14 protein-coding genes, 1 pseudogene and 1 riboswitch are annotated in these 20,518 nt (G+C 39.4%); of the genes and pseudogenes, 7 read left to right on the top strand and 8 right to left on the bottom strand.

Translation table 11 applies throughout. The features are described from left to right. Both V7150_RS02620 and V7150_RS02615 read right to left on the bottom strand, forming a co-directional pair. Positions 1 to 753: pseudogene (locus tag V7150_RS02620) on the bottom strand (hypothetical protein); the annotation flags it as partial. Between the two features lie 39 nt (positions 754 to 792). Continuing rightward, complete coding sequence (locus V7150_RS02615; protein WP_335513344.1) at positions 793 to 1,818, bottom strand: hypothetical protein; 1,026 nt, start codon at positions 1,816 to 1,818, stop codon at positions 793 to 795. 174 nt (positions 1,819 to 1,992) lie between these two features. On the opposite strand from V7150_RS02615, the gene V7150_RS02610 reads away from it, so the two are divergent. Together V7150_RS02610 and guaD are read left to right on the top strand one after the other, a co-directional pair. Beyond that, positions 1,993 to 2,142, top strand: coding sequence for a hypothetical protein (locus V7150_RS02610; protein WP_335513342.1), 150 nt, complete (start codon positions 1,993 to 1,995; stop codon positions 2,140 to 2,142). Between the two features lie 156 nt (positions 2,143 to 2,298). Beyond that, the gene (guaD, locus tag V7150_RS02605) at positions 2,299 to 3,666 is read left to right on the top strand and encodes a guanine deaminase (protein ID WP_335513340.1); all 1,368 of its coding nucleotides are present in this window, start codon (positions 2,299 to 2,301) and stop codon (positions 3,664 to 3,666) included. A 68-nt stretch (positions 3,667 to 3,734) separates the two neighbouring features. Here the strand turns inward: guaD and V7150_RS02600 are convergent, their stop codons facing one another. Beyond that, a complete protein-coding gene (locus tag V7150_RS02600; RefSeq protein ID WP_335513338.1) occupies positions 3,735 to 4,163 on the bottom strand; it encodes a hypothetical protein in 429 nt (142 codons plus the stop codon). A 117-nt stretch (positions 4,164 to 4,280) separates the two neighbouring features. Further along, on the bottom strand, positions 4,281 to 4,844 hold the full coding sequence (locus V7150_RS02595) for an MOSC domain-containing protein (RefSeq protein ID WP_335513336.1): 564 nt from the start codon (positions 4,842 to 4,844) through the stop codon (positions 4,281 to 4,283). 370 nt (positions 4,845 to 5,214) lie between these two features. Here V7150_RS02595 and V7150_RS02590 point away from each other — a divergent pair, with 370 nt between their 5' ends. Beyond that, positions 5,215 to 9,327 carry a phosphodiester glycosidase family protein gene (locus V7150_RS02590; RefSeq protein ID WP_335513334.1) on the top strand — a complete coding sequence of 1,371 codons (4,113 nt, stop codon included), beginning with the start codon at positions 5,215 to 5,217 and terminating at the stop codon, positions 9,325 to 9,327. Positions 9,328 to 9,431: 104 nt separating this feature from the next. Here V7150_RS02590 and V7150_RS02585 read toward each other — a convergent pair whose 3' ends face one another. The 3 genes from V7150_RS02585 to V7150_RS02575 form a co-directional block, all read right to left on the bottom strand. Next, positions 9,432 to 10,694, bottom strand: a complete 1,263-nt coding sequence (locus V7150_RS02585) for an ATP-binding protein (protein ID WP_335513333.1) — start codon at positions 10,692 to 10,694, stop codon at positions 9,432 to 9,434. Positions 10,695 to 11,020: 326 nt separating this feature from the next. Then, positions 11,021 to 11,446 (bottom strand): OsmC family protein, encoded by a 426-nt coding sequence (locus V7150_RS02580; RefSeq protein WP_335513331.1) that lies wholly within the window; start codon positions 11,444 to 11,446, stop codon positions 11,021 to 11,023. 61 nt (positions 11,447 to 11,507) lie between these two features. Next, positions 11,508 to 11,867 (bottom strand): hypothetical protein, encoded by a 360-nt coding sequence (locus V7150_RS02575; RefSeq protein WP_335513330.1) that lies wholly within the window; start codon positions 11,865 to 11,867, stop codon positions 11,508 to 11,510. Positions 11,868 to 12,170: 303 nt separating this feature from the next. After that, positions 12,171 to 12,370: riboswitch (cobalamin riboswitch) on the top strand. 467 nt (positions 12,371 to 12,837) lie between these two features. Here V7150_RS02575 and V7150_RS02570 point away from each other — a divergent pair. The 4 genes from V7150_RS02570 to V7150_RS02555 all read left to right on the top strand — a co-directional run bounded on the left by V7150_RS02570 (position 12,838) and on the right by V7150_RS02555 (position 17,697). Next, a complete protein-coding gene (locus V7150_RS02570; RefSeq protein ID WP_335513349.1) occupies positions 12,838 to 15,147 on the top strand; it encodes a ribonucleoside-diphosphate reductase subunit alpha in 2,310 nt (769 codons plus the stop codon). Between the two features lie 72 nt (positions 15,148 to 15,219). Continuing rightward, positions 15,220 to 16,266 (top strand): ribonucleotide-diphosphate reductase subunit beta, encoded by a 1,047-nt coding sequence (locus tag V7150_RS02565; protein WP_335513328.1) that lies wholly within the window; start codon positions 15,220 to 15,222, stop codon positions 16,264 to 16,266. After that, complete coding sequence (locus V7150_RS02560; RefSeq protein ID WP_335513326.1) at positions 16,263 to 16,706, top strand: flavodoxin domain-containing protein; 444 nt, start codon at positions 16,263 to 16,265, stop codon at positions 16,704 to 16,706. Before V7150_RS02565 ends, V7150_RS02560 begins: the two co-directional genes overlap by 4 nt. A 157-nt stretch (positions 16,707 to 16,863) precedes the next feature. After that, positions 16,864 to 17,697, top strand: a complete 834-nt coding sequence (locus V7150_RS02555; RefSeq protein ID WP_335513324.1) for a glycerophosphodiester phosphodiesterase — start codon at positions 16,864 to 16,866, stop codon at positions 17,695 to 17,697. A gap of 280 nt (positions 17,698 to 17,977) precedes the next feature. Here V7150_RS02555 and V7150_RS02550 read toward each other — a convergent pair whose 3' ends face one another. Continuing rightward, positions 17,978 to 20,413: a putative bifunctional diguanylate cyclase/phosphodiesterase gene (locus tag V7150_RS02550; RefSeq protein ID WP_335513323.1), complete on the bottom strand. Its 2,436-nt coding sequence runs from the start codon at positions 20,411 to 20,413 to the stop codon at positions 17,978 to 17,980. Positions 20,414 to 20,518: the final 105 nt, after the last annotated feature.

Raw genomic sequence — 20,518 nt, 5'->3', positions numbered from 1 at the left:
TTGAGATTTTATTTTATTACCTGCAGAAGGATTTACCTTTGCGTCATTGTCTGAGTCTGTATCTTCTTCTGTTGACTCTGAATCTTCATCATCTTTAGGATTCACTACAGCATTATGATCAGTAACGAAATTCTTAGAATCAGAATCACGGTCATCATCTTCTTTATCCTCAGTTTTTATTGCTGAATCAGAATCAACAACTGTCGTTTTTTCATCTTCTTTAACTGCCTCTTCATCTTCAACTTTAACAGCATCATCGGAATCAACTTCCGTTGACGTAGTTGTTTCCTCTTTTGTAACGTCAACCGCATCCACTGCAGGTTCTTGAACAGGAGTTGCCTCAGTTACTGCCTCTTCCGCTGCAGGTTCTTGAACCGGAGCTTCCTCCGTTACCTTCTTTTCAGCTTTTTCACCCTTGCCTTGAACGGCTGAGTTTGGCGCAGCATGCATTTTTGCCGTTTCACTGGCATGCACACTCGCTTGAGACTTGTTCACTTTTTCAGCTTTCGGCTGTTCCTTAACTGCAGGTGCCGCTGGTTTTACAGGAACTACAGGTTTTGAAGACGGTACATTCTGCTCTTTCACATTAGCCTTTACCGTATTTTCTGCTTTTACCTGAACGGAGTGCTCTGCTTTTACCTTATCAGGACCAGCAGCTTCAGTAAAATGTGCTCCTGCAAAAACTCCAAAAGACACTGCTCCGGCTAATACAAAAGATTTTACAACTTTATTAGGGTTTAAATAATGTTTCATTTTAATATTCGCTCCTTTTATTTTCGTGTTCCGTGGCAATTAGCTGCGGTTAACGGTTTTAAAAAAAGGAGCTTCCTGTGGTGGTGGTGAGGGTGGAGCATTCACCCATTGAGTATTTATTAATGCATAACGAGAAAGGTAAGGTTGGACAAGCTTAATTTCATAGTACTTATTCCATTCAAACCACTTATCTAACAAGCTAATGGTGCTTAACCCCGTACTGACTCGTTCATTTGATTGGCTGCCTGTACTGTTTGACCGTTGAGTTGGGTTAATGGCCAGATCGACGTTTGGAACCCCATTCTTACTGTCAGGGACATTGCCCTTTTCTAAAGGCACCGGCAACTGTGGTTCGATTCGCTCTACCTTTTTGGGGTTTAAACCCTCCCCTTTAGGTTCGAATCTTGGAACCAATCTCGTCGATTTGCTTTTATCTTTTACAGTAATATCAGCGTTATGTTCAGCCATATCGTGAGTAGTTGGTTTATTCTTTTCTACCCCTCTTATGTTTTCCTGTGCAGCATTATTTTTTTCCTGGCCAGGGGCCTTACCGGTTTTCTCTGCCTTGTCTAAAGCAGACAGACCGTATCCGTTCCCTTTTGCCTGGTCTGGCAAAGCTTTCGGGGTTGCAGCAGGAGGCTTTTGGGAAACTGCTGGTTTAGGAGCACCATTGGAAGCCGGCTGATTTACTCCACTCTGATTTTTTCTAGCAGGTTCAGCTACTGTCACAGGTTTTCCACTTGGATTTGCGTTCTCGATTTTTCCTTGACCATTAGACTCAACAGCTGTGTTCTCAGCCTTTACCGGAACGTTAGCCTGTGGAGCTGTATTGTCAGTTCTTTCTGAAGGATTATTCGCTTGTACCATTTCCTTTTGGGAATTTGGTTGTCCATTAAGCTCATTCTTCTCAGCGAAGGCATTGCCCGGTACAAACAGGGCTGCTCCAACCATAAGAGCTGGTATAAGAAAATGGCGGAAGTGCAACATCTCACCCCCTTTCGTCTCATCGTCACTTTCATGGACAGCATTCGAGCCAATTAAACAATTTTTGACCGTGTTCTCCATCACTCGCAAAAAACGATTCTTTTCACCTACTATCCAATGATTCTTATTGCCCGTTTTCTTGGTACTTCTTAGATAAATTTCGGATCGTGACTAGCATCGGTATTCGGAATAAAAAGCTAGTTAATGAATATACATAATATCACTCATTTTAATAGTTGATAGGGTGGTATGAAATTGGAAATGGAATTAGAAGAAGTGCTATACGATGGAAAGCTTTATACAGTCATTTATAAGTATACTTCCGGATATTGGGAAATTAGGGAGAAAGACAACAAATTTCATATAGAATTAGTTCATGAATCTGAGGTACAAAAGGTAGGTTAAAGACCGTTATCTATTTAGGGAATGGTCTTTTTTTTAGCTTTGAAACACTTACTCCAGGATACTTATTTGAGACAATTTGTCTAAATAGACTTAACATATTAAATTCCCTATAATATCAGGTATACTATCCAAAATACGAACATTAGGGTGACATTCATGAAAAAATATACGCGAATTTTCCAAGGGACTGCTTTTTCGAGCAAGTCACCAAAAGAAATACAAATTTTAAAAGAGCATCTATTCTGTATAAATGCGAACGGAATGATTGAAAAAATCGTTGCCCCAGAAGATGCCGACTATCAACCTTTACTGGATGCTTATCAAGGTGGAGAAAACTTTCATCGTTTAGCTGAAGGTCAGTATTTCTTACCCGGCTTTGTCGATTTGCATGTTCATGCGCCGCAGTGGGCTCAAGCTGGAACGGCATTAGATATCCCGCTCTATGATTGGTTAAACACGTATACCTTCCCAATTGAGTCTAAATTTTCGGATCTAAATTTTGCGAAAAATGTCTACCAAGATGTCGTAAGCACCCTGCTCGCGAACGGAACAACAACAGCGCTTTATTTTGCAACGGTTCATAAAGAAGCAAGTTTATTGCTCGCCGAAATATGTGCCGAAAAAGGGCAGAGGGGATTAGTGGGCAAAGTGGTGATGGATAATCCTGAACAAACCCCCGACTATTATCGTGATGCTGATACGCAAACAGCATTAGCGGATACGGAGGAATTTATTTTAGCAGTCAAAGAATTAGCTATGAGGACGAAACAGGGCGTTTACCCAGTTGTGACACCGCGCTTCATTCCAAGCTGTACCGACGATGCGTTAAGAGGTTTAGGGGAGTTAGCAGCTAAGCATGATACTTATGTCCAATCGCACTGCAGCGAAAGTGATTGGGAGCATGGGTATGTGCAAGATCGTTTCAATAAAAATGATGCGTTTGCATTACATGATTTTGGTCTATTACGTGATAAGTCTGTCATGGCGCATTGTAATTTCTTAGATGATTATGACGCAGAGTTATTTGCTGAAACGGGTACTGCCGTTTGCCATTGCCCCATCTCAAATGCCTATTTTGCCAATAGCGTCATTCCCATCGCTCATTTGCATGCAAAAGGCGTTGAGATTGGTTTAGGGTCCGACATTTCTGGCGGTTTTTCACCCAGCCTTTTCGATAATGTCAGACAAGCTGTGATGTCATCGAGAATGTTAGAGGATGGTGTGAATACAGCCCTTCCTGCAGAAGAGCGCGGTGTGCCAAATTCCCGCATCACCATTAATGAAGCGTTCTATTTCGCAACTGCCGGCGGTGGTGAAAGTGTAAGCTTACCAATCGGCCGCATAGCTGAAAATTATGCGTGGGATGTCCAAATTATCGATACGACAATTGAGACGGCTAAACTGCCCCTATATGATGCAAATGAAGATTTACAGGATATTTTCCAAAAAATCATGTACCTTATTCGGCCGGAAAACATACGTGAAGTCTGGGTACAAGGCGAAAAAGTTCACACTCGGATGTAATTTCACAAAATGAAAACAAGGCCTTTCTCAAAGAGGCCTTGTTTTCATTTTTCATACCCTATAGTTTATTAAACTTTTTTCCGCCGGCTGAAAAGATTGTTTTCTTTTATGACTAAATAACCTAACAAAAAATAAACAATTCCAATAGCTAAAATGACATATTCAAAGGCGCTGCCCAATGCTCCTATTGAAATAAAAAAGACAACAAGAGCAATGAATCCGAGGATAAAACAGTATCCAACGAAGATAGAATTCCCAGCCGTTTTTTTTAGAGTAAAAGGGGCGATCGCGGTAATGAAACCAGAAATAATAAGCATGACAATGATAATCAGATTTAGATAAATAGATTGATCAGTTGAGGCATGATCCATTTCTGAAGAAAATGTTTGCTGTAACCCCATTCCAATGAGAAACAGAAGTCCAAAGCCTGAGGCGGCAATGATTGTTAAAGTGCCTAAGAACGCTCCTAGTATTTTTGAGTATCTAGGTTTGATCATGGTCATTTTCCTCCCCTTCATCTAATGCACACTCATCATATTGAATGCGGATGTAACTTATATTTATTGAGTAAACCTTGGTATTTAATCATTGCCCCGTTAGTGAAAAAAATTAATTTAAACGCGTTCTAGTTTTTTAAAGGGCATAGGCGGTAATTGGATCCGAATGGAATCACCAGGCCTTACCTCCCCACTTTCTAAAACAATTCCCATGATTCCTGCTTTTCGGATTAGGTTCCCCTCCTTATCTCTATCTAGAACAGCTTTCATAAGACCAGGCCTAAAATTATCTATTTGGGCACAGGGATTCCGTAATCCCGTTACTTTTATCTTTGCTTTTTCACCAATATACAAAATGGCGTCAGTAGGCAGTTCCAAAAGATTAATCCCAAAAGTTGTAATATTTTCACCCATTTGTCCAGGTTTAAGATCATAGCGGTCTCTTAACTCATCGAATAATTCAGAATGAATGAGATGGACTTGTCGTAAATTAGGTTGATTAGGGTTCTGTGCCACTCTTGAGCGATGCTTAACAGTCGCACCGAAATGGGCATCACCTTCAACCCCAAATCCTTCCACCAGCTTAATACAGTTGTAATTTTCTTTACTAAATGTATGCTGATCACTTAAACTTACTGCTATTACTTTTCCACAAACCACATCATCCTTACATTTATCCACCCTATTCCACCTCAATGTTTGATTAGGTAATTCTTTTATTCTAGAAAAATATGATACTCTCCTGCCCTTGGTTCCATATTTCTACATAAAGGCCTATTTTTGAAAAATTGTCGAGCTAAACTTGTGCAGCTCTTTTTTAAAGAACCTTTCTATATCTACTTTTCAAAAATCTAGTGAGCGGGGAATGACCATCTAATCTTTCTGTAATGCACCTTTCTTTTCCCTATGACATTCATCCTATTTAATTCTGAAAATTCTTTACATAAAATCAATGAAAGATTAATATTCTTTCAATAATATGAAATTGACGTCGTTAATTGGAATATTGGCTTACAATTTGTCGATGCTACTAAATTTTTGGGAGGTACATATGAGGAGAAATTGGAAAAAAAGGATCTTACCGATCACCCTGTCATTTGCTTTAGCAAGCAGTATTATATCTCCAAGTCTTACATCAGCTTTGGGCAGTTTCGATTTAAACTCACCCTTAATTCAAACACCCATTAATGAATTTCAGGCTAGTCTTGCCCCGGGTGTATTGGAAAAGCACTACAGCTTTGAAGGAAAAGACGGGAAAAAGATTGAGAGTTTCGTAGTGGACGTTGATGTACATAATCCTAGTGTATCTATTGAAGCAGGTACACCGAATGATGGGACAGCATTTGGCCTGCAGCCCGTTAGACAGCAAGCCAATGCAGCAAGTAGCGCCAATCATCAAGTAGTGGCGGCTGTGAATGCCGATTTTTACAATATGGCCACAGGTGAACCTCTCGGAGTTGTGTACAAAGATGGACAAGCAGTGAAAGCTCAGTATTCAGCATCACAAAAATTTTTCGGAATCAAAAAATCCGGCGAAGCCGTCATTGGTGACGCAACTGTATATGAGGGAATGAAAGATCAATTGCAAGAAGCGCTGGGTGGAAATGCCATCCTCGTAAAAAATGGACAAATCTATCAAACTCCACAAACTGGAGCAGATAAAGAGCCCCGAACAGCAGTTGGGATTAAAGCAGACGGTGATGTATTTTTTGTCGTTGTGGATGGAAGACAAGAGCCTTATTCAAGTGGGATATCCATGCCTGATTTAGCTCAATTAATGATAGATTTAGGGGCAGTTGATGCACTTAACCTTGATGGCGGCGGGTCATCTACCTTCACAACCCGCGAACTAGGCGGCGATAACCTTGAGGTAGACAATCAACCTTCTGACCGTTCAGAAAGAAGTGTAGCCAACTCTTGGTTGATTGTCTCAAAAGAACCATCTGATCATCAATTTGATTCGGCTCATATCGAACCATATGACCAATCCTTTACCCCAGGTTCAACGATTGTCTTCACTGCCAAAGGAAGAGACAAATCCATGGCTTCAGCTGCATTGCCAGCTTCCGGTCTAACTTGGTCATTGTCAGATTCATCCTTCGGCACCATCGATGGAAACGGAAAGTTTTTATCAAATGGGAAAACCGGTCAGTTCGAAATCATCTTGAACTATCAGGGAAATGAGGTTGGAAAAAGTATCATCGAAATTGCTCAGCCTGATGAGATGTTTTTTACTGGAGCGGAGATAACCGCAGCTAAAAACAGTGAAACCCATTTAAACTTAATAACAAAGTTTCAAAAGAGAAATGTACACTGGAACACTCAAGATATCGAGTTTGACATCCCTGAAGGAATGGGGACCATTGCTGAATCTGGAGTCCTCCACACAGGAGACAAAACGGTATCAGGGAATATCACGGCTCGCTTGAAAGGCACAAGTCTTACAGCACAAACAAAAGTTTCTGTTGGCAGGCTGCCTGAAGTTTTATTTGATTTTGAATCAGGGCTTGAAGGATGGAAACCATCCGTTGTCGGCCGCGGTGAAAAAGCGTCACTAGGTTTATCCACCTATCCCGCACCAGTAAGATTTGGCAATCAATCCTTAAAACTGGATTTTGATTTTACTAGTGCCCAAACCGGAACCACTCTAGGAGCCTATGCAGGTCCTGGATCGAACATCGCCATACCGGATAATCCCTCAAGCATTGGAATGTGGATCTACGCAACTCCGGAAGCACAAGGTTATTGGCTGAGAATGAATATTGTCGACGGTAACGGCAAAACTCAAACGATTAATCTTAATCAGGAAAAACCAGGGATTAATTGGACAGGCTGGAAATACATCGAGGCAGAAATACCAGCTTCCTTTACAGGTCCGTTCAAAATTTCCGGAACACAAGCAATAAGATTAATGTCCACGAAATCAGGAATCACCGGACCTATGACAAAAGGCAACATCTATATTGATAATATTAGAGCCGTATATGGCGAAAAAGTGGATGACTTATATCCACCGGTGATTCAATCGATTAACGTGGAAGGGAAAGATTTCAAGACAAATGCGGTCAATCTGAAAGCGAACGTGAGTGAATATGAAGACGATCCTTTTAAAACGGGAATTGATTGGGAAAAAATTAGAATTTTAGTAGATGGCAAAGACTACTCCAAATCCGAAGGCCATTTTTCATTTGATATGGATGGGTCTGTCTCATTAAGTGGATTTAAATGGGCGGATGGAACACATCAGGTAACCCTTATGGTCCCTGATAAATTTGGAAACCAAGCTATTAAATCGGTCTATTTTACAGTGAACACTGGTTCAGCAAAGATTGAAATAGTCAAAAAACAAGAGCAAGCCTTACTGGGAGATGTAGTTGACCTAGTAGTGAAGGCTGCTAATCCATCTGAGATCTTAGGCTCTTCTATTAAACTGCAAATGGATAAAAACTTCCCAGTGGAAAATGTTATTTTTTCTAATGGGTTTAACACAAGTACCTCAAGCTATGATGCTACTACTGGAGTTCTAACATTGAATCTAGTGAATAGCGGCGAAACAACAGCAGCCGATGATGCTGCAACGATTCAGATTCGAATCCCTGCATCGACAAAAGAAGGCAGCAAAGTTACTTATGAAATGATAGAAGCTAGCTTAAGATACACGACGCCAAAAGAAGAAAACTTCGTTTCAACGTATTCAATAAATCCAGCCAGCTACGAAGTAAAAGGTGCTTTTGAGCTAACGGTAGAGCCTATTTTAATTGGAAAGCCAGCTGTTATGACTGTAAAAAATACCAATAATGAATTAATGGGTAACGTGGAAATTTTCGCCGTCATAGATGACAGTAAAGAACCCGTTCTCCTAGGAAAAACAGATGAAAAAGGTACCCTTCGTGTGGATACCATCACAAATGAAGTGAAGAAAATCGATTTATTTGCTGTCAAGGATGGGAAGTACTCATTTAAAGTGAACACACAGACCTATCCGCCTCTTGCAGCTGCGACTGAAATAAAAAACATTATTTCTACTCCAACAGGTGACCCTTATAAAGAAAAAGGTTTCACATGGATGTCGAGCCCTTTAGCTAAAGAAAAAACCGCGATTCAATTTGCACGAAAAAAGGATTTTGACAAAAAAGGTGAGCAGTCACTTGAAACAATCACCGGATCATCCAGTAACCAAGTATTCTCTGGTGAGCAAGATCCTATGAAAAATGGAATCGTCCGCGCAAATGAAGTAACATTGAAGAATTTACAACAAGGTACAACCTATGTTTACCGTGTTGGAGATGGAGAGAACTGGTCAGAGCTCCTAGAGTTTACGACATTAAGCAGAAAGCAAAGCTTTGAATTTGCCGTTTTGGGTGATACGCAATCGCCATCTGATTTAAGTGACTTTACGAAAATACTAGGGGATCTCGATAAAAAAGACTTATCGTTTATGATCCATGTAGGTGATCTTATCGATGAATCGTCAAAATTTAAACAATGGGATGACGTATTAAAAGTCATGAGCCAATACAGCAACATTCGTTCAACCGATCTTGTTTCGACGCTTGGAAATCATGAATACATGGGAGATCCAAATGGGCAACTGGCAAAAGCCATCTTTAACTCCCCTGAAAATGGACCTGAGTCAGACATAGGCGGGACATATTCGGTTGATTACAATAACATGCACATTAGCGTATTAGGCTACACAGATAATAACGAGATACTGAACAAGCAGTTGGAGTGGCTGAAACAGGATGTTAACAATTCCGACAAACCTTGGAAAATCCTTGTGACACACAAACCTCCTTATTACACAAATCCGTTCGGCGGGAATGAAATCATGAAACAAAAACTTCCGCCGGTCGTTGATGAATTAGGGATAGATGTCGTGTTCTCCGGCCATGATCATTCATACGGCAGAACGAAAAAGCTAAAAGATGGGAAAGAAGATCCGAACGGAACGGTATATGTGGTTACCGGTACAACAGGTAAAAAACACTATGACGCTGTGGCAGATGAAAAATTTGATTTCGTCAACATGGAAAACATCGCCGTTTCCTTACAAGCCAAAGTTGACAAAGATCAAATCACTATCACCACCATTACATCTGACGGAAAAACCATAGATCAATTTACTGTTAAAAATGAAGATTATTATGAAGATCAAAAGTAGAAAATAAAAAAGTGCCAGGTCCATCCAATGGGTGGGAACTGGCATTTTTTTATTGAATAGCCATGTTAAATAAGTTTATTTGGGAAGTGACACTTACAGAAGTTTTATTCAACAACTTCGGTGTGTGTCACGCACGGAAATCTAATGGTAAAAGTGGTTCCCTTTCCTATATGGCTTTCTACCGAAATCGACCCTTTCATTGCTTGAAGTAGTTGAAACGAGATCGTAAGTCCAACACCTGTTCCTTTTTCTTTTGTCGTATAAAATGGCGTCCCTAATTTGTCAAGCTGGCTCTTAGTCATTCCTTTACCGTTGTCAGTAATTTTGATAATGATTTCCCCATCCTTCTCAAATGTATCAACATGTAGATCACCGCCTGTCCCCATCGCTTCAATGCCATTTTTAATAATATTGACTAAAACCTGTTTAATTTCACTTTTATTTCCTTTTATATAAAGGGAATCTTGAATATTCATTTGGATGGCAATGTTTTGGATATTGGAATAAGAGGTCATGAGTGCAACTGTCTTCCTAACCTCGTCGGAAATATTGACGGTTGTCAAACCTTCCGTATTCGGTTTAGCTAAGGATAGGTAATCATTAATAATCGATTGGGCATGATCTAGCTCCGCTAAAGCAATATCAATATAATGCTTCTGTGCACTTTTTAAATCTTCGTCATCATGAATTAACTGTAAAAAACCGCGGACAGATGTTAAAGGATTTCTCACTTCATGGGCAACAGAAGCGGCAAGCTGACTAATTACATTTAACCGTTCATCTTTTTGTAATTTCTCACGCATTTCTATTTGCTGATTAACATTTTCCATTATAAATACAACCATCATTAAGCAAATCCAGGTGATGAAATAAAAAGCAAACATGAAGGGAATTTGCTCTATTTGATTTTTTGTAAATAGAGTAAGGATCACGATAATCGTGTTAACCCAAAACACCAAGCTAACAAACATCAGCTTATTTTTCTTTTTAAATGATTCATATTGATTGCGCATTAAAATGAAAACCGCACAAGTGACGGAATAATTAACTAAAACGACATAAAAGCCATCCCCGCCAATGAGATATCGGTACCCTAACACAACCACTGCTGCTAATAACCCTGGCACTGTCCCCCCATACACAAAAGCAATAATAAAAGGCACAATTCTAAAATCATACACATACTCGTCGGAAAATTCCACTGGTAATGACATGGTAAGAACTAGGATAAAAATCAAAATGATGGAAAGTTTAGAATGAGGCTTTCTTCGCTGGCTGTCTTTTTCATAAAAAAATAAATGGTAGACGGAGATAGGCAAGAGAACAGCGACTACCTGATATAAAACGACTTCAATATCTATATTCATAGAAAAACTCCTTGACTTTATTAATCAAGACATAAACTAAACTGCAATATTTCCCTCCATATAGCCTATTAACATAGCAAGCGCGCTTTAAGAGGATGAAAATCACAGGTAATATATACTAGTATCTTTCTATTATATTAATTTATATGAATTGTGTAAATTTTTACAAAAGACAAAACTAGCTTCTGAGTTAATGTTCTGTTATTCAAGATACAGAAAACAACATTATACGGGGGTCGTAATTGACATAGAACGTTCGGTGGTCAAATATGAACAAAAAAGAAGTAACTACCCTTTTGCTATAGAGGCTGTTACTTCTTTCAAACTTATATATCTTGTTTTCCTTTAGTACCATTTATGGAGTAACTTACGGTTATTTCTGAATTTAAGGAATGGGCGACTGAACAATATTTATCTTTGGACAACTGTATAGCTCGTATGACCTTATCTTCTGGCAATTCACCTTCAAATGAATAATGTATGGAAATAGTAGTGAATCTCTTGGGATGGTCTTCGGCACGTTCGCCTTTTATATCCATTTGGAAGGCAGAAGGCTGTAGACGCATTTTATGCAATATCGAGATAATATCCATTCCTGTACAACCAGCAACAGCCTGAAGAAGCAGTTCAGTAGGCCTGGCGCCTGAATTCCCTCCCCCGTCTTCTGTAGCTGCGTCCATTATAAATTCATGCCCTGAGGGAGTAACTCCTGAAAATGCCATTTTCTCTTTCCAGTTAATTGTAAACTCCATATTCATACCCCTTTCACTCTTTATTCTAACCAATCAAGTCCTTTCTTATTTTTATTTCCAATTACTTAGATGGTGCCTGGCACTTGGTACTAATCTTCTCCTTGCGATTATTAATACCGAAATAGATAATCGGATTCAACAAGCTTAAAGCTATAATTGCTAAACACATTATTGTACTAACTCCATCTCCTCCAAGGCCAATTTCATCAACTATAATGGAATCATAATAAATTACTTGTACAGAGACTATTGTGAAGACTAACGATAAACTAATAACAGTAAACCCATTAATTAATTTTTGTTTAGTTTTAGGAAAGATAATTAGAAAAGAAAGAAATAATGAAATAATGATTAATGAAATGAAAATGGGTCTTAATAAGGTAAAGGAACCATTTGTTACAAACGAATCATATGTGTACATACGCACCCTCCAAAAAAGTGTAAAAGGAACTTTATAATACTAACCTCCTGTACTTTTACCACCATGTTTTTGTTTATATTACCATAATTAGAATGAGTTTCCATCATATTATCCTCTTAAACAATTTTACATAACTTGTTTGCTACCGGTTAAGACCTCTTACTCTAATTACAGTCACCAATAACTGCTGAGTTAAGTCTGCCCTCATTAAAAATACTTGAAATAGTAAACTATTTATACTATGATTGATTTTAGTTTCTTATCTACATATTGTTTTGTTTTTTAAAAGTACAACTATATATTGTATTTGCTTTAGGTAAAGATGCCGTGATCGGCTTAATAGGGAATCTGGTGTAAATCCGGAACTGCCCCCGCAACTGTAAATGCTGACGAAATGAGCAAGCCACTGTATGAGAATGTTTATGAAAATAGGCGCTTATACGGGAAGGGCTCAAAGTAGAATGACGCATAAGTCAGGAGACCTGTCTTTCTTAAGTAGTTTCACTTCTTCGGGGATTGAGGAGATGAACGGTGGCAGCAAAGGGCATGAAGTCTTATTTTTCCTTTTGCTTAGTGATCCGTTTCATCCGCTCGGTTATCCCGAGCGGATTTTTTGTTGTTTAGGGTGTTAATAGTGACCTTAATCCGGAAGAAGCCGAGTATCCGGGAATAAGGGGGCCTGATTGTGACCGTCTACTTGAAAAAACCGAGTTCACGGTCACAATAAAGGATTAATTGTGACCGTCTGCCTGAAAAGAACGAGCTCTCGGGCACAATAAAGGATTAATTGTGACCGTCTGCCTGAAAAGAACGAGCTCTCGGGCACAAAAATGGGGGAATTGTTACCGTCTACCCCAAAAAAGCAAGTTCACGGGCACAAAAATGGGGGAATTGTTACCGTCTACCCCAAAAAAACGAGCTACAGACACAAAAAGAGCTTCAGAGTACCATTAGTCAAGGAAGGAAAACAATATTTTTTTGCAGGAGGAATAAGAACATGACCACAAAAGTAAAAGATGAATTTCATTTAGTAATAGATTCTATCAGACAAGCTTCGGCGAAATATCAGTTGGATACTACGATGTTAGAAAAACAACTTAGAGATTTAGATGAGGCAGAGGCCAACCAGCAAGCGCTATTTTATGCCGTCAATCAGATTGCAATGGACCAGCCCGATTGGACCTTTGTCGCTGCTCATCTTTATTTGAATGAATTATATCGAAAGGCGGCCAATAACCGGGGATATAACCGTTCGTTAAAGTACGGAGATTTTTTCGACCTAATTAAACAATTAACCGAAATCGGCATTTATTCTAGTAATCTAGTAAACATCTATACAAAAGACGAAATCGATGAATTAGCAAAAGAGATCGACCCGGAGCGAGATTCCTTATTTACTTACATCGGTTTATTTTTACTAGCGGATCGCTATCTTGCCCAAGATCATGAGCGAAATGTGTATGAACTGCCGCAAGAGCGCTTTATGATCATTGCGATGACCATCATGCAGAATGAGTGTCCCTCAAAACGATTGCACCTTGTGAAAGAAGCTTATTGGGCACTAAGTCATCTCTACATGACGGTTGCCACTCCGACATTAGCGAATGCGGGTAAAAGCTTTGGCCAGCTTTCTTCGTGTTTTATCGATACCGTTGACGATTCTCTTGACGGCATTTATTTAAACAATTGGGATATCGCAAGATTAAGTAAAGATGGCGGCGGAATTGGCATCTATTTTGGAAAAGTCCGCGCACTGGGCTCCGATATAAAAAAATTTAAAGGGAACTCTTCGGGGGTTGTTCCGTGGATTAAACTAGTCAATGATACAGCCGTTAGTGTCGATCAGTTAGGGCAGCGACAAGGCGCCATTGCTGTGTATTTAGATGTGTTCCATAAAGATATCATGAACGGCTTTCTTGATTTGAAAACAAATAATGGCGATGAACGCCGCAAAGCACATGATATTTTTACCGGTGTGACCATACCCGATCTTTTTATGAAAAAATTGCAAGAAACCGACGAGAGCGGCAGAAGTATTGGCAAGTGGCACACGTTTTGCCCACACCAAGTAAAACAATATATGGGCTGGAAGGATGAACACGGAAATCCGCTCGGACTCGAGGATTTTTATGATGAAACCGATCATCTTTATTTTTCAAAAAAATACGAAGAAGCCGTAAACCATCCGCTTCTACCGAGGAAAACATACCGAGCAATGGATGTAATGGCGCGAATCATGGTGTCCCAGTTAGAAACGGGTACCCCTTATATGTTTTACCGTGACGAAGTGAACAGGCAAAATCCTAATAAGCATCTAGCAGGAGCGGGCCGCACCTCGATTTATTGCAGCAACTTATGCACGGAAATCGCGCAAAATATGTCCGCGACAACGATTGTGAACGAATATCAGGATGAAGATGGGAACATTGTCATCGTTCGCAAACCCGGTGATTTCGTGGTTTGTAACCTGTCTTCTATTAATCTGGCAAATGCGGTCCCTGCCAATGTTCTAGAGCGATTGATTCGCATCCAAGTAAGGATGTTGGATAACGTGATCGATTTAAATACCATCTCGGTAGGTCAAGCCCAGGTAACCAATCAAAAGTTCAGAGCCATCGGTCTGGGAACATTCGGATGGCACCATCTTCTCGCCCTTAAAGGCATTCACTGGGAGTCAGATGAAGCTGTAGAATTGGCCGACCAGTTGTATGAGGACATTGCTTACTATACCATCCGTACCTCCAAGGAGATGGCCATCGAAAAAGGAGCGTACCGCCAATTTCAAGGCTCCGAGTGGCAAACTGGCATGTATTTTAACCGAAAAAATTATCAATCTGATCGGTGGAAAACATTAAAAACGGAGATTGCAGCACATGGTATCCGAAACGGCTGGTTAATGGCTGTTGCTCCTAACTCATCTACGGCAAAAATCGGCGGCTCCACAGATGGGATTGACCCGATTTATTCTGTTGAATATGCCGAAGAGAAGAAAAATTTCAAATTCAAAGTAACCGCACCAGACTTGAATCATCGAACTTATAACTATTATCGCCGAGCGAGACATGAATTGGATCAGGTTTGGAGCATTAAACAAAATGCAGCCCGTCAGCGCCACATTGACCAAGGGATTAGCTTTAACCTTTATGTTCGCCATGATATTAAAGCAAAAGATTTATTGAACCTGCATTTGGAAGCCTGGAGGCATAGGTTAAAAACGACGTATTACGTAAGGAGCACATCCCAAGCAGAAATAGCAGAATGTGAAGCGTGCCAAAGTTAATCGCTTTTTACACTTGCAACATAAAAGAACTAGCAGAACGCGAAGCGTGCCAAAGCTAAAGGAGAGACTAAGATGGATATTCATGCACCATTATCAAAAATAAAATTACTAAACCCGGAGTTTCCTAATAAATCAACAGGAATCATCAACGGCGAGTCTTCTGGCCTGCTGAATTGGAATGATATCGCCTACCCGCAGATGTACGATTTGTATCAAACATTATTGTCAAATTTTTGGAAGGCACAAGAAATTAATATGCAGGATGATATTAAACAATGGGACCTGCTCAGTGCGAATGAGAAGGATGTATTTTTACGAATTAATACCCAGTTGGCCTCTCTCGATAGCCTGCAAACACCAACGATGACGCAAGTAATGGATTACGTGACTGATTCCAGCTTTAAGGCGATTTTTGCCGTTATTGCCCAGCAGGAAGCGGTTCATAATGAATCTTATTCTTATATCCTAAGCTCGCTTGTCCCTTTAAGCGAACAGAATGCCCGGTTCAATCAGGCGAAAAGTGATCCCATCGTTCAAAAACGAAACCATCTGATCTTGCAGGCTTATGAAAGCTTTCGCGAAAATCCCACACCGCAGCATTTATTTCAATTAGCGGTGAACTCTATTAATCTCGAGGGGATTTATTTTTATGCGGGATTTGCCTTTTTCTATCATCTTGCCCGTCAACAAAAAATGCTCAAAACAAGCACGATGATCAGCTATATCCAGCGGGATGAAATGCAGCACGCTTACTTCATCGCCCAGTTTATTCGGATTCTGTTAACAGAAAATCCCGAATTAAATCATCAAGAAAATATCGAGTATGTCTATAAAACAATCGGACAAGCCGTCGAACTGGAAAAAGAATGGGCCGCTTTCATACTCAGAGATATAACAGGTATTGATTTGGACGAGTACGATGGATATACGGAGTATCTGGCAAATAAACGATTGCGCCAGCTTGGTTTAAAGAATCTTTATGAAGACCGAACCAATCCGATGCCATGGATTCATGTTTTTAGCGATGAAATGCTGAATGGAACCAAATCGGATTTCTTTGAACAAAAGTCGCGTGCCTATGCGAAGGTAACCCAATCGAACGGTTTCGATGAACTATGAATCTTGCAATTGTGTATACCTCAAAAACGGGGAATACAGAAGAACTGGTCCATTTCATAAAGGACTTATTTTTACAGAAAAAAATAGAGGTACATCTGTTTCGGATGGATCATTTCCCTATACATGAGATCACCACATTTGATGCCATCATTATTGGAACCTATACATGGGGAGATGGAGAAATTCCGAAAGAAATGCTCGTTCTGTATCGCGCTTTCGAAATCCAGGATGTCAATCACGTTGTGACCGGAGTAGTCGGCACAGGAGATAGTTTTTATCCCAAGTTTTGCGGAGCAGTTGATGCGTTTCGGGATATGCTCTATGTTCACAGCCGTTTAGCAGTCACGCTTAAGATTGAAATCACCCTACAAACGCAAGACCTTGAACGATGCCGGAGATTTGTGGATATTTTTATAAAAAATTTGAAAATGGCAATATAGGGAATTAGTCCAATTCCAAATGTAAACAAAACTAGGAAAAAATACGTTTTTTTCTTTAGAATATTATAACTCTAGCTAAACAAGAACGATAAACTAGCTTAATAATTCTTTTATAAACTAACCTTGTTCGAAACTATTTGACAAGGGAGATGGAGAAATGAAGAAAACATTACTTGGAGCCGGCTTCGCACTAACACTATTGCTTAGTCCTTTCCAACAGGCTTTTGCGGCAGAAACGACCGGAGAATTAAGGAAATTTGATAATGTCGCCCATCGGGGAGCATCAGGATATGCTCCAGAAAACACCATTGCAGCCTTTGACAAAGCACTCGACATGAAGGCTGACTACATCGAGATTGACGTTCAGCGCAGTAAGGACGGGAAATTAGTGATTATTCACGATACAACAGTGGACAGAACAACAGACGGTACTGGGCGTGTAAAGGATCTAACATTTGAACAGCTGCGAAGCCTTGATGCCGGAAGTTTTAAAGGGGAACAATTTGCTGGTGAAAAAATCCCTTCATTCGAAGAAGTGCTGGATAGATATCATGGGAAAATTGGTATCTTAATAGAGATGAAGGCACCAGAGCTTTATCCCGGGATAGAAGAAGAGGTAGCCCAACAGTTGAAGACACGGAATCTTGATAAACCGCAAAATAATAAAATCATCATCCAATCGTTCAACTTTGACACCGTGAAAAAAATGAATGACCTTCTTCCAAAGGTTCCAATGGGTGTCCTTACTTCCTCCACTACTCACACAACAGATCAAGCATTGAAGGAATTTGCCACATACGCAGATTACTTTAACCCAAGTTATGGGATTGTTACAAAAGAATTGGTCGATAAAGTTCACGCACACGGAATGAAGATATCATCCTGGACTGTAAGAAGCCGTGAAGCTGCACAGTTTTTAATTGATATGAAAGTAGACGCCATCATCACTGACTATCCGGATTATGTAGATCCGCGGATGGGCGTAAAGTAAATTATTACGAGCACCTAAGCGCTGAAGCTGGAGATTATTCACAAAACAATACACAGGAATAAAAGAAAGGCTGAATTTCAAAGTGTTAGCATTAACAACTTAGAAATTCAGCCTTTTGTGTTAGGTATAATATTACCCTTTGTTATCAAATAATTCTATCCTTTTGTCTTAATCGTCTGTCACTACCATACACAGCCCCAAGATCATTTTAGTCATTCCCCGAAACGATTCACACTTTATACTTAACTCATTTTGTTCTTTGCCCTTTGAACAAGCGATTTTATCCGTTGTTGATCTGGGTGCAAATGCCCACCATTGTTTTATCTAAAAATTGTTTAAACTCAGGAACAGGCAACGGCTTTGCATAATAATATCCTTGAATTTCATCGCAACCCAGGTCCGATAAGACTTTCAGCTGATTTTCAGCTTCTACTCCTTCTGCGACCACACTCATCCCTAAGGAATGGGACAATGAAATGATAGAATCAATAATTGCCAAATCTTGTTTATCTTCAATAATACCATTCGTAAAAGAACGGTCTATTTTTAAGAAATCAATTGGCAACAACTTTAAGTAGCTCATAGACGAATAGCCGGTGCCAAAATCATCCAAAGAAATACTAACACCTAGTTGCTTTAATTGCCGCAATTTTTCGATCGCATCATCAATACAAAATAAGGCAATCCTTTCTGTAATTTCTAAATTTAAATACTCAGGAGATAAATCAGATTCCTTTAATACCTGCTCAATCATTTTGACAAAATCATCCTGCAAAAATTGCTTGCTGGATATATTTACACAGACAAGGATAGGAGGATACCCACTTTTTTCCCATTCTCGATTTTGCCGGCATGCCGTTTCCAGAACCCATTTCCCAATGGAAATAATCATCCCTGTTTCTTCAGCAATTGGGATAAATTCCGAAGGCGATACTACTCCAAGAATAGGATCTTTCCACCTAAGGAGGGCTTCCATCCCAGAAATTCGATTTGTTGATACATGTAATTTCGGTTGATAAACCACTTCAAGATTGTTTTGCTCCAGCGCTTTTCGTAAACGCTGTTCCAGTTGAAGTTTCCTATTCACTTGCTGGCCAATTTCAGAAGAATACAGCTGATATTGATTCCCGCCAAAATCTTTTGCAAAATGCAGCGCTGAACCTGACTTTTGAACAAGCTCTTCCAAATCATCATCCTCTTCAAATGTGGCAATCCCAATACTGGCTGTGACTTGAATCTCCTGGTTTATTAGATAAAAAGGCTCTGAAAGGGCATTCAATAAAGAGCGAGCCATTTCCAAAGCAAGATTCTCATTCGCGTCTGGTAAATAGATGATAAAATCGTCCCCTTCGGCGCGAATTGCCATCCCATTCGTAATAGAATCTAGTAATCTATTTGAAACCAACTGAATTAATTGATCACCTGATCTATGGCCAAAGGAATCATTGATTAATTTAAACCGATCGAGATTGAGATATAAGATATAAACCTGTAGGCCGAGACTTTTTGAATGATAAAACTTTTTCGCCAGTTCATTCATTAAATAATGTTTATTAGGGAGTCCTGTTAGCGTATCGTGATAGGCCAAGTATTCTAATTCATCTTTTGCCTTCTTTTTATCAGATACATCTAACGCAATTCCAATAATGGCCGAAGATCCATTTATTTTGGTTAACGCAGCTTGAATCTCAAGGTATGCAGCGGCTTCCACTGCATCCACTGTTTGGATCTGATCGACAAAAGACGATTCTTTCTCCTCTATTAATTTCTGAAAATGATTACCGACTCGTACCCGATCCGCTTTTTTAAAGTAATCTAACAAACTTGTTCCCCGTAATTCTTCTTGCGTTAAGCCAAGTGTTTTAGCAAGCCACTGGTTTACATAGACCAATTGTTTCTCTTGAATCATAAATACACCTACAATAGAGTTCTCCACCAAATGTTTGTATCTTTCTTCTGATTCTTTCAGAAAAATTTCTAGTTCTTTTTGTCTGGTGATATCCACATTTGTACCGTCGTATCTTTCATGCTCGCCGTGCTGATTAAAAACAGGCAAGCCACTGTCACGTATCCAGCGAATCTCTCCATTTGGTCTTATGATCCGGTATTCATATTCATAGTCCTCTTGACTTTCCCACTTCCTATCAATTTCTTCAGCGATGGCCAAATCCTCCGGGTGGATGGACTTTTTCCAAAAATGATTATTCTGTAAATCCGTTTTACGGGATAACCCATAAATTTTCTCAATTCCTCTTGATAGGAGTAAACTTTTACTTTTACTTTTATTAATAGACCAAATCCCAATATCAAGATGGTGAAACACACTTTCTAGCAAATTTTTTGTTAGCGATAATTCCCTTTGTTTTTGTAGGTAGTTTTTAAAAAGAAGACCAACAAGAATGGAGACGAGTAAATTGATTGTTGTCAATTCAAAAAAAATGATCATTTCATGCCTGCTGATACCACTTGGCTCGAGCGTTTCGATGACAAGAAACAATAATGAAGATGCACCTGTGGCTATTCCTCCATACTTTGTTCCTTTTTTATTAGCAATTAATAATGTTGGAATTAGATAAAAAAACCATGGAACATTATGAAAATATTGATCTCGGATATCAATGTAATTAATTAAGGGAGGGAACAAATAGAATACTACTATTATTATCCAGGTTTTAAACGGTATTTCTCTATAAACCTTTGTTGCTGCATTTAACATTTAATCTGTCCCCCTTGATGAGGTAAAAATGGAGATTAATACTCTTTGATATTAGCATATTTTGTCGAATATTGGAGTAAAAACAAATTAATTCCACCAAATACA

This window comes from Neobacillus drentensis (assembly GCF_036965245.1).
Lineage (GTDB): Bacteria > Bacillota > Bacilli > Bacillales > Cytobacillaceae > Neobacillus > Neobacillus drentensis_G.
Note: the sequence above shows the minus strand (reverse complement) of the source record. Positions and strands in the feature narration are given on the sequence as shown.

Coding starts and splice junctions, on each gene's coding strand:
- V7150_RS02550 (WP_335513323.1), bottom strand. CDS start 20,413: ATGTTAAATGCAGCAACAAAGGTTTATAGAGAAATACCGTTTAAAACC.
- V7150_RS02590 (WP_335513334.1), top strand. CDS start 5,215: ATGAGGAGAAATTGGAAAAAAAGGATCTTACCGATCACCCTGTCATTT.
- V7150_RS02615 (WP_335513344.1), bottom strand. CDS start 1,818: ATGGAGAACACGGTCAAAAATTGTTTAATTGGCTCGAATGCTGTCCAT.
- guaD (WP_335513340.1), top strand. CDS start 2,299: ATGAAAAAATATACGCGAATTTTCCAAGGGACTGCTTTTTCGAGCAAG.
- V7150_RS02565 (WP_335513328.1), top strand. CDS start 15,220: ATGGATATTCATGCACCATTATCAAAAATAAAATTACTAAACCCGGAG.
- V7150_RS02585 (WP_335513333.1), bottom strand. CDS start 10,694: ATGAATATAGATATTGAAGTCGTTTTATATCAGGTAGTCGCTGTTCTC.
- V7150_RS02555 (WP_335513324.1), top strand. CDS start 16,864: ATGAAGAAAACATTACTTGGAGCCGGCTTCGCACTAACACTATTGCTT.
- V7150_RS02600 (WP_335513338.1), bottom strand. CDS start 4,163: ATGATCAAACCTAGATACTCAAAAATACTAGGAGCGTTCTTAGGCACT.
- V7150_RS02580 (WP_335513331.1), bottom strand. CDS start 11,446: ATGGAGTTTACAATTAACTGGAAAGAGAAAATGGCATTTTCAGGAGTT.
- V7150_RS02575 (WP_335513330.1), bottom strand. CDS start 11,867: ATGTACACATATGATTCGTTTGTAACAAATGGTTCCTTTACCTTATTA.
- V7150_RS02560 (WP_335513326.1), top strand. CDS start 16,263: ATGAATCTTGCAATTGTGTATACCTCAAAAACGGGGAATACAGAAGAA.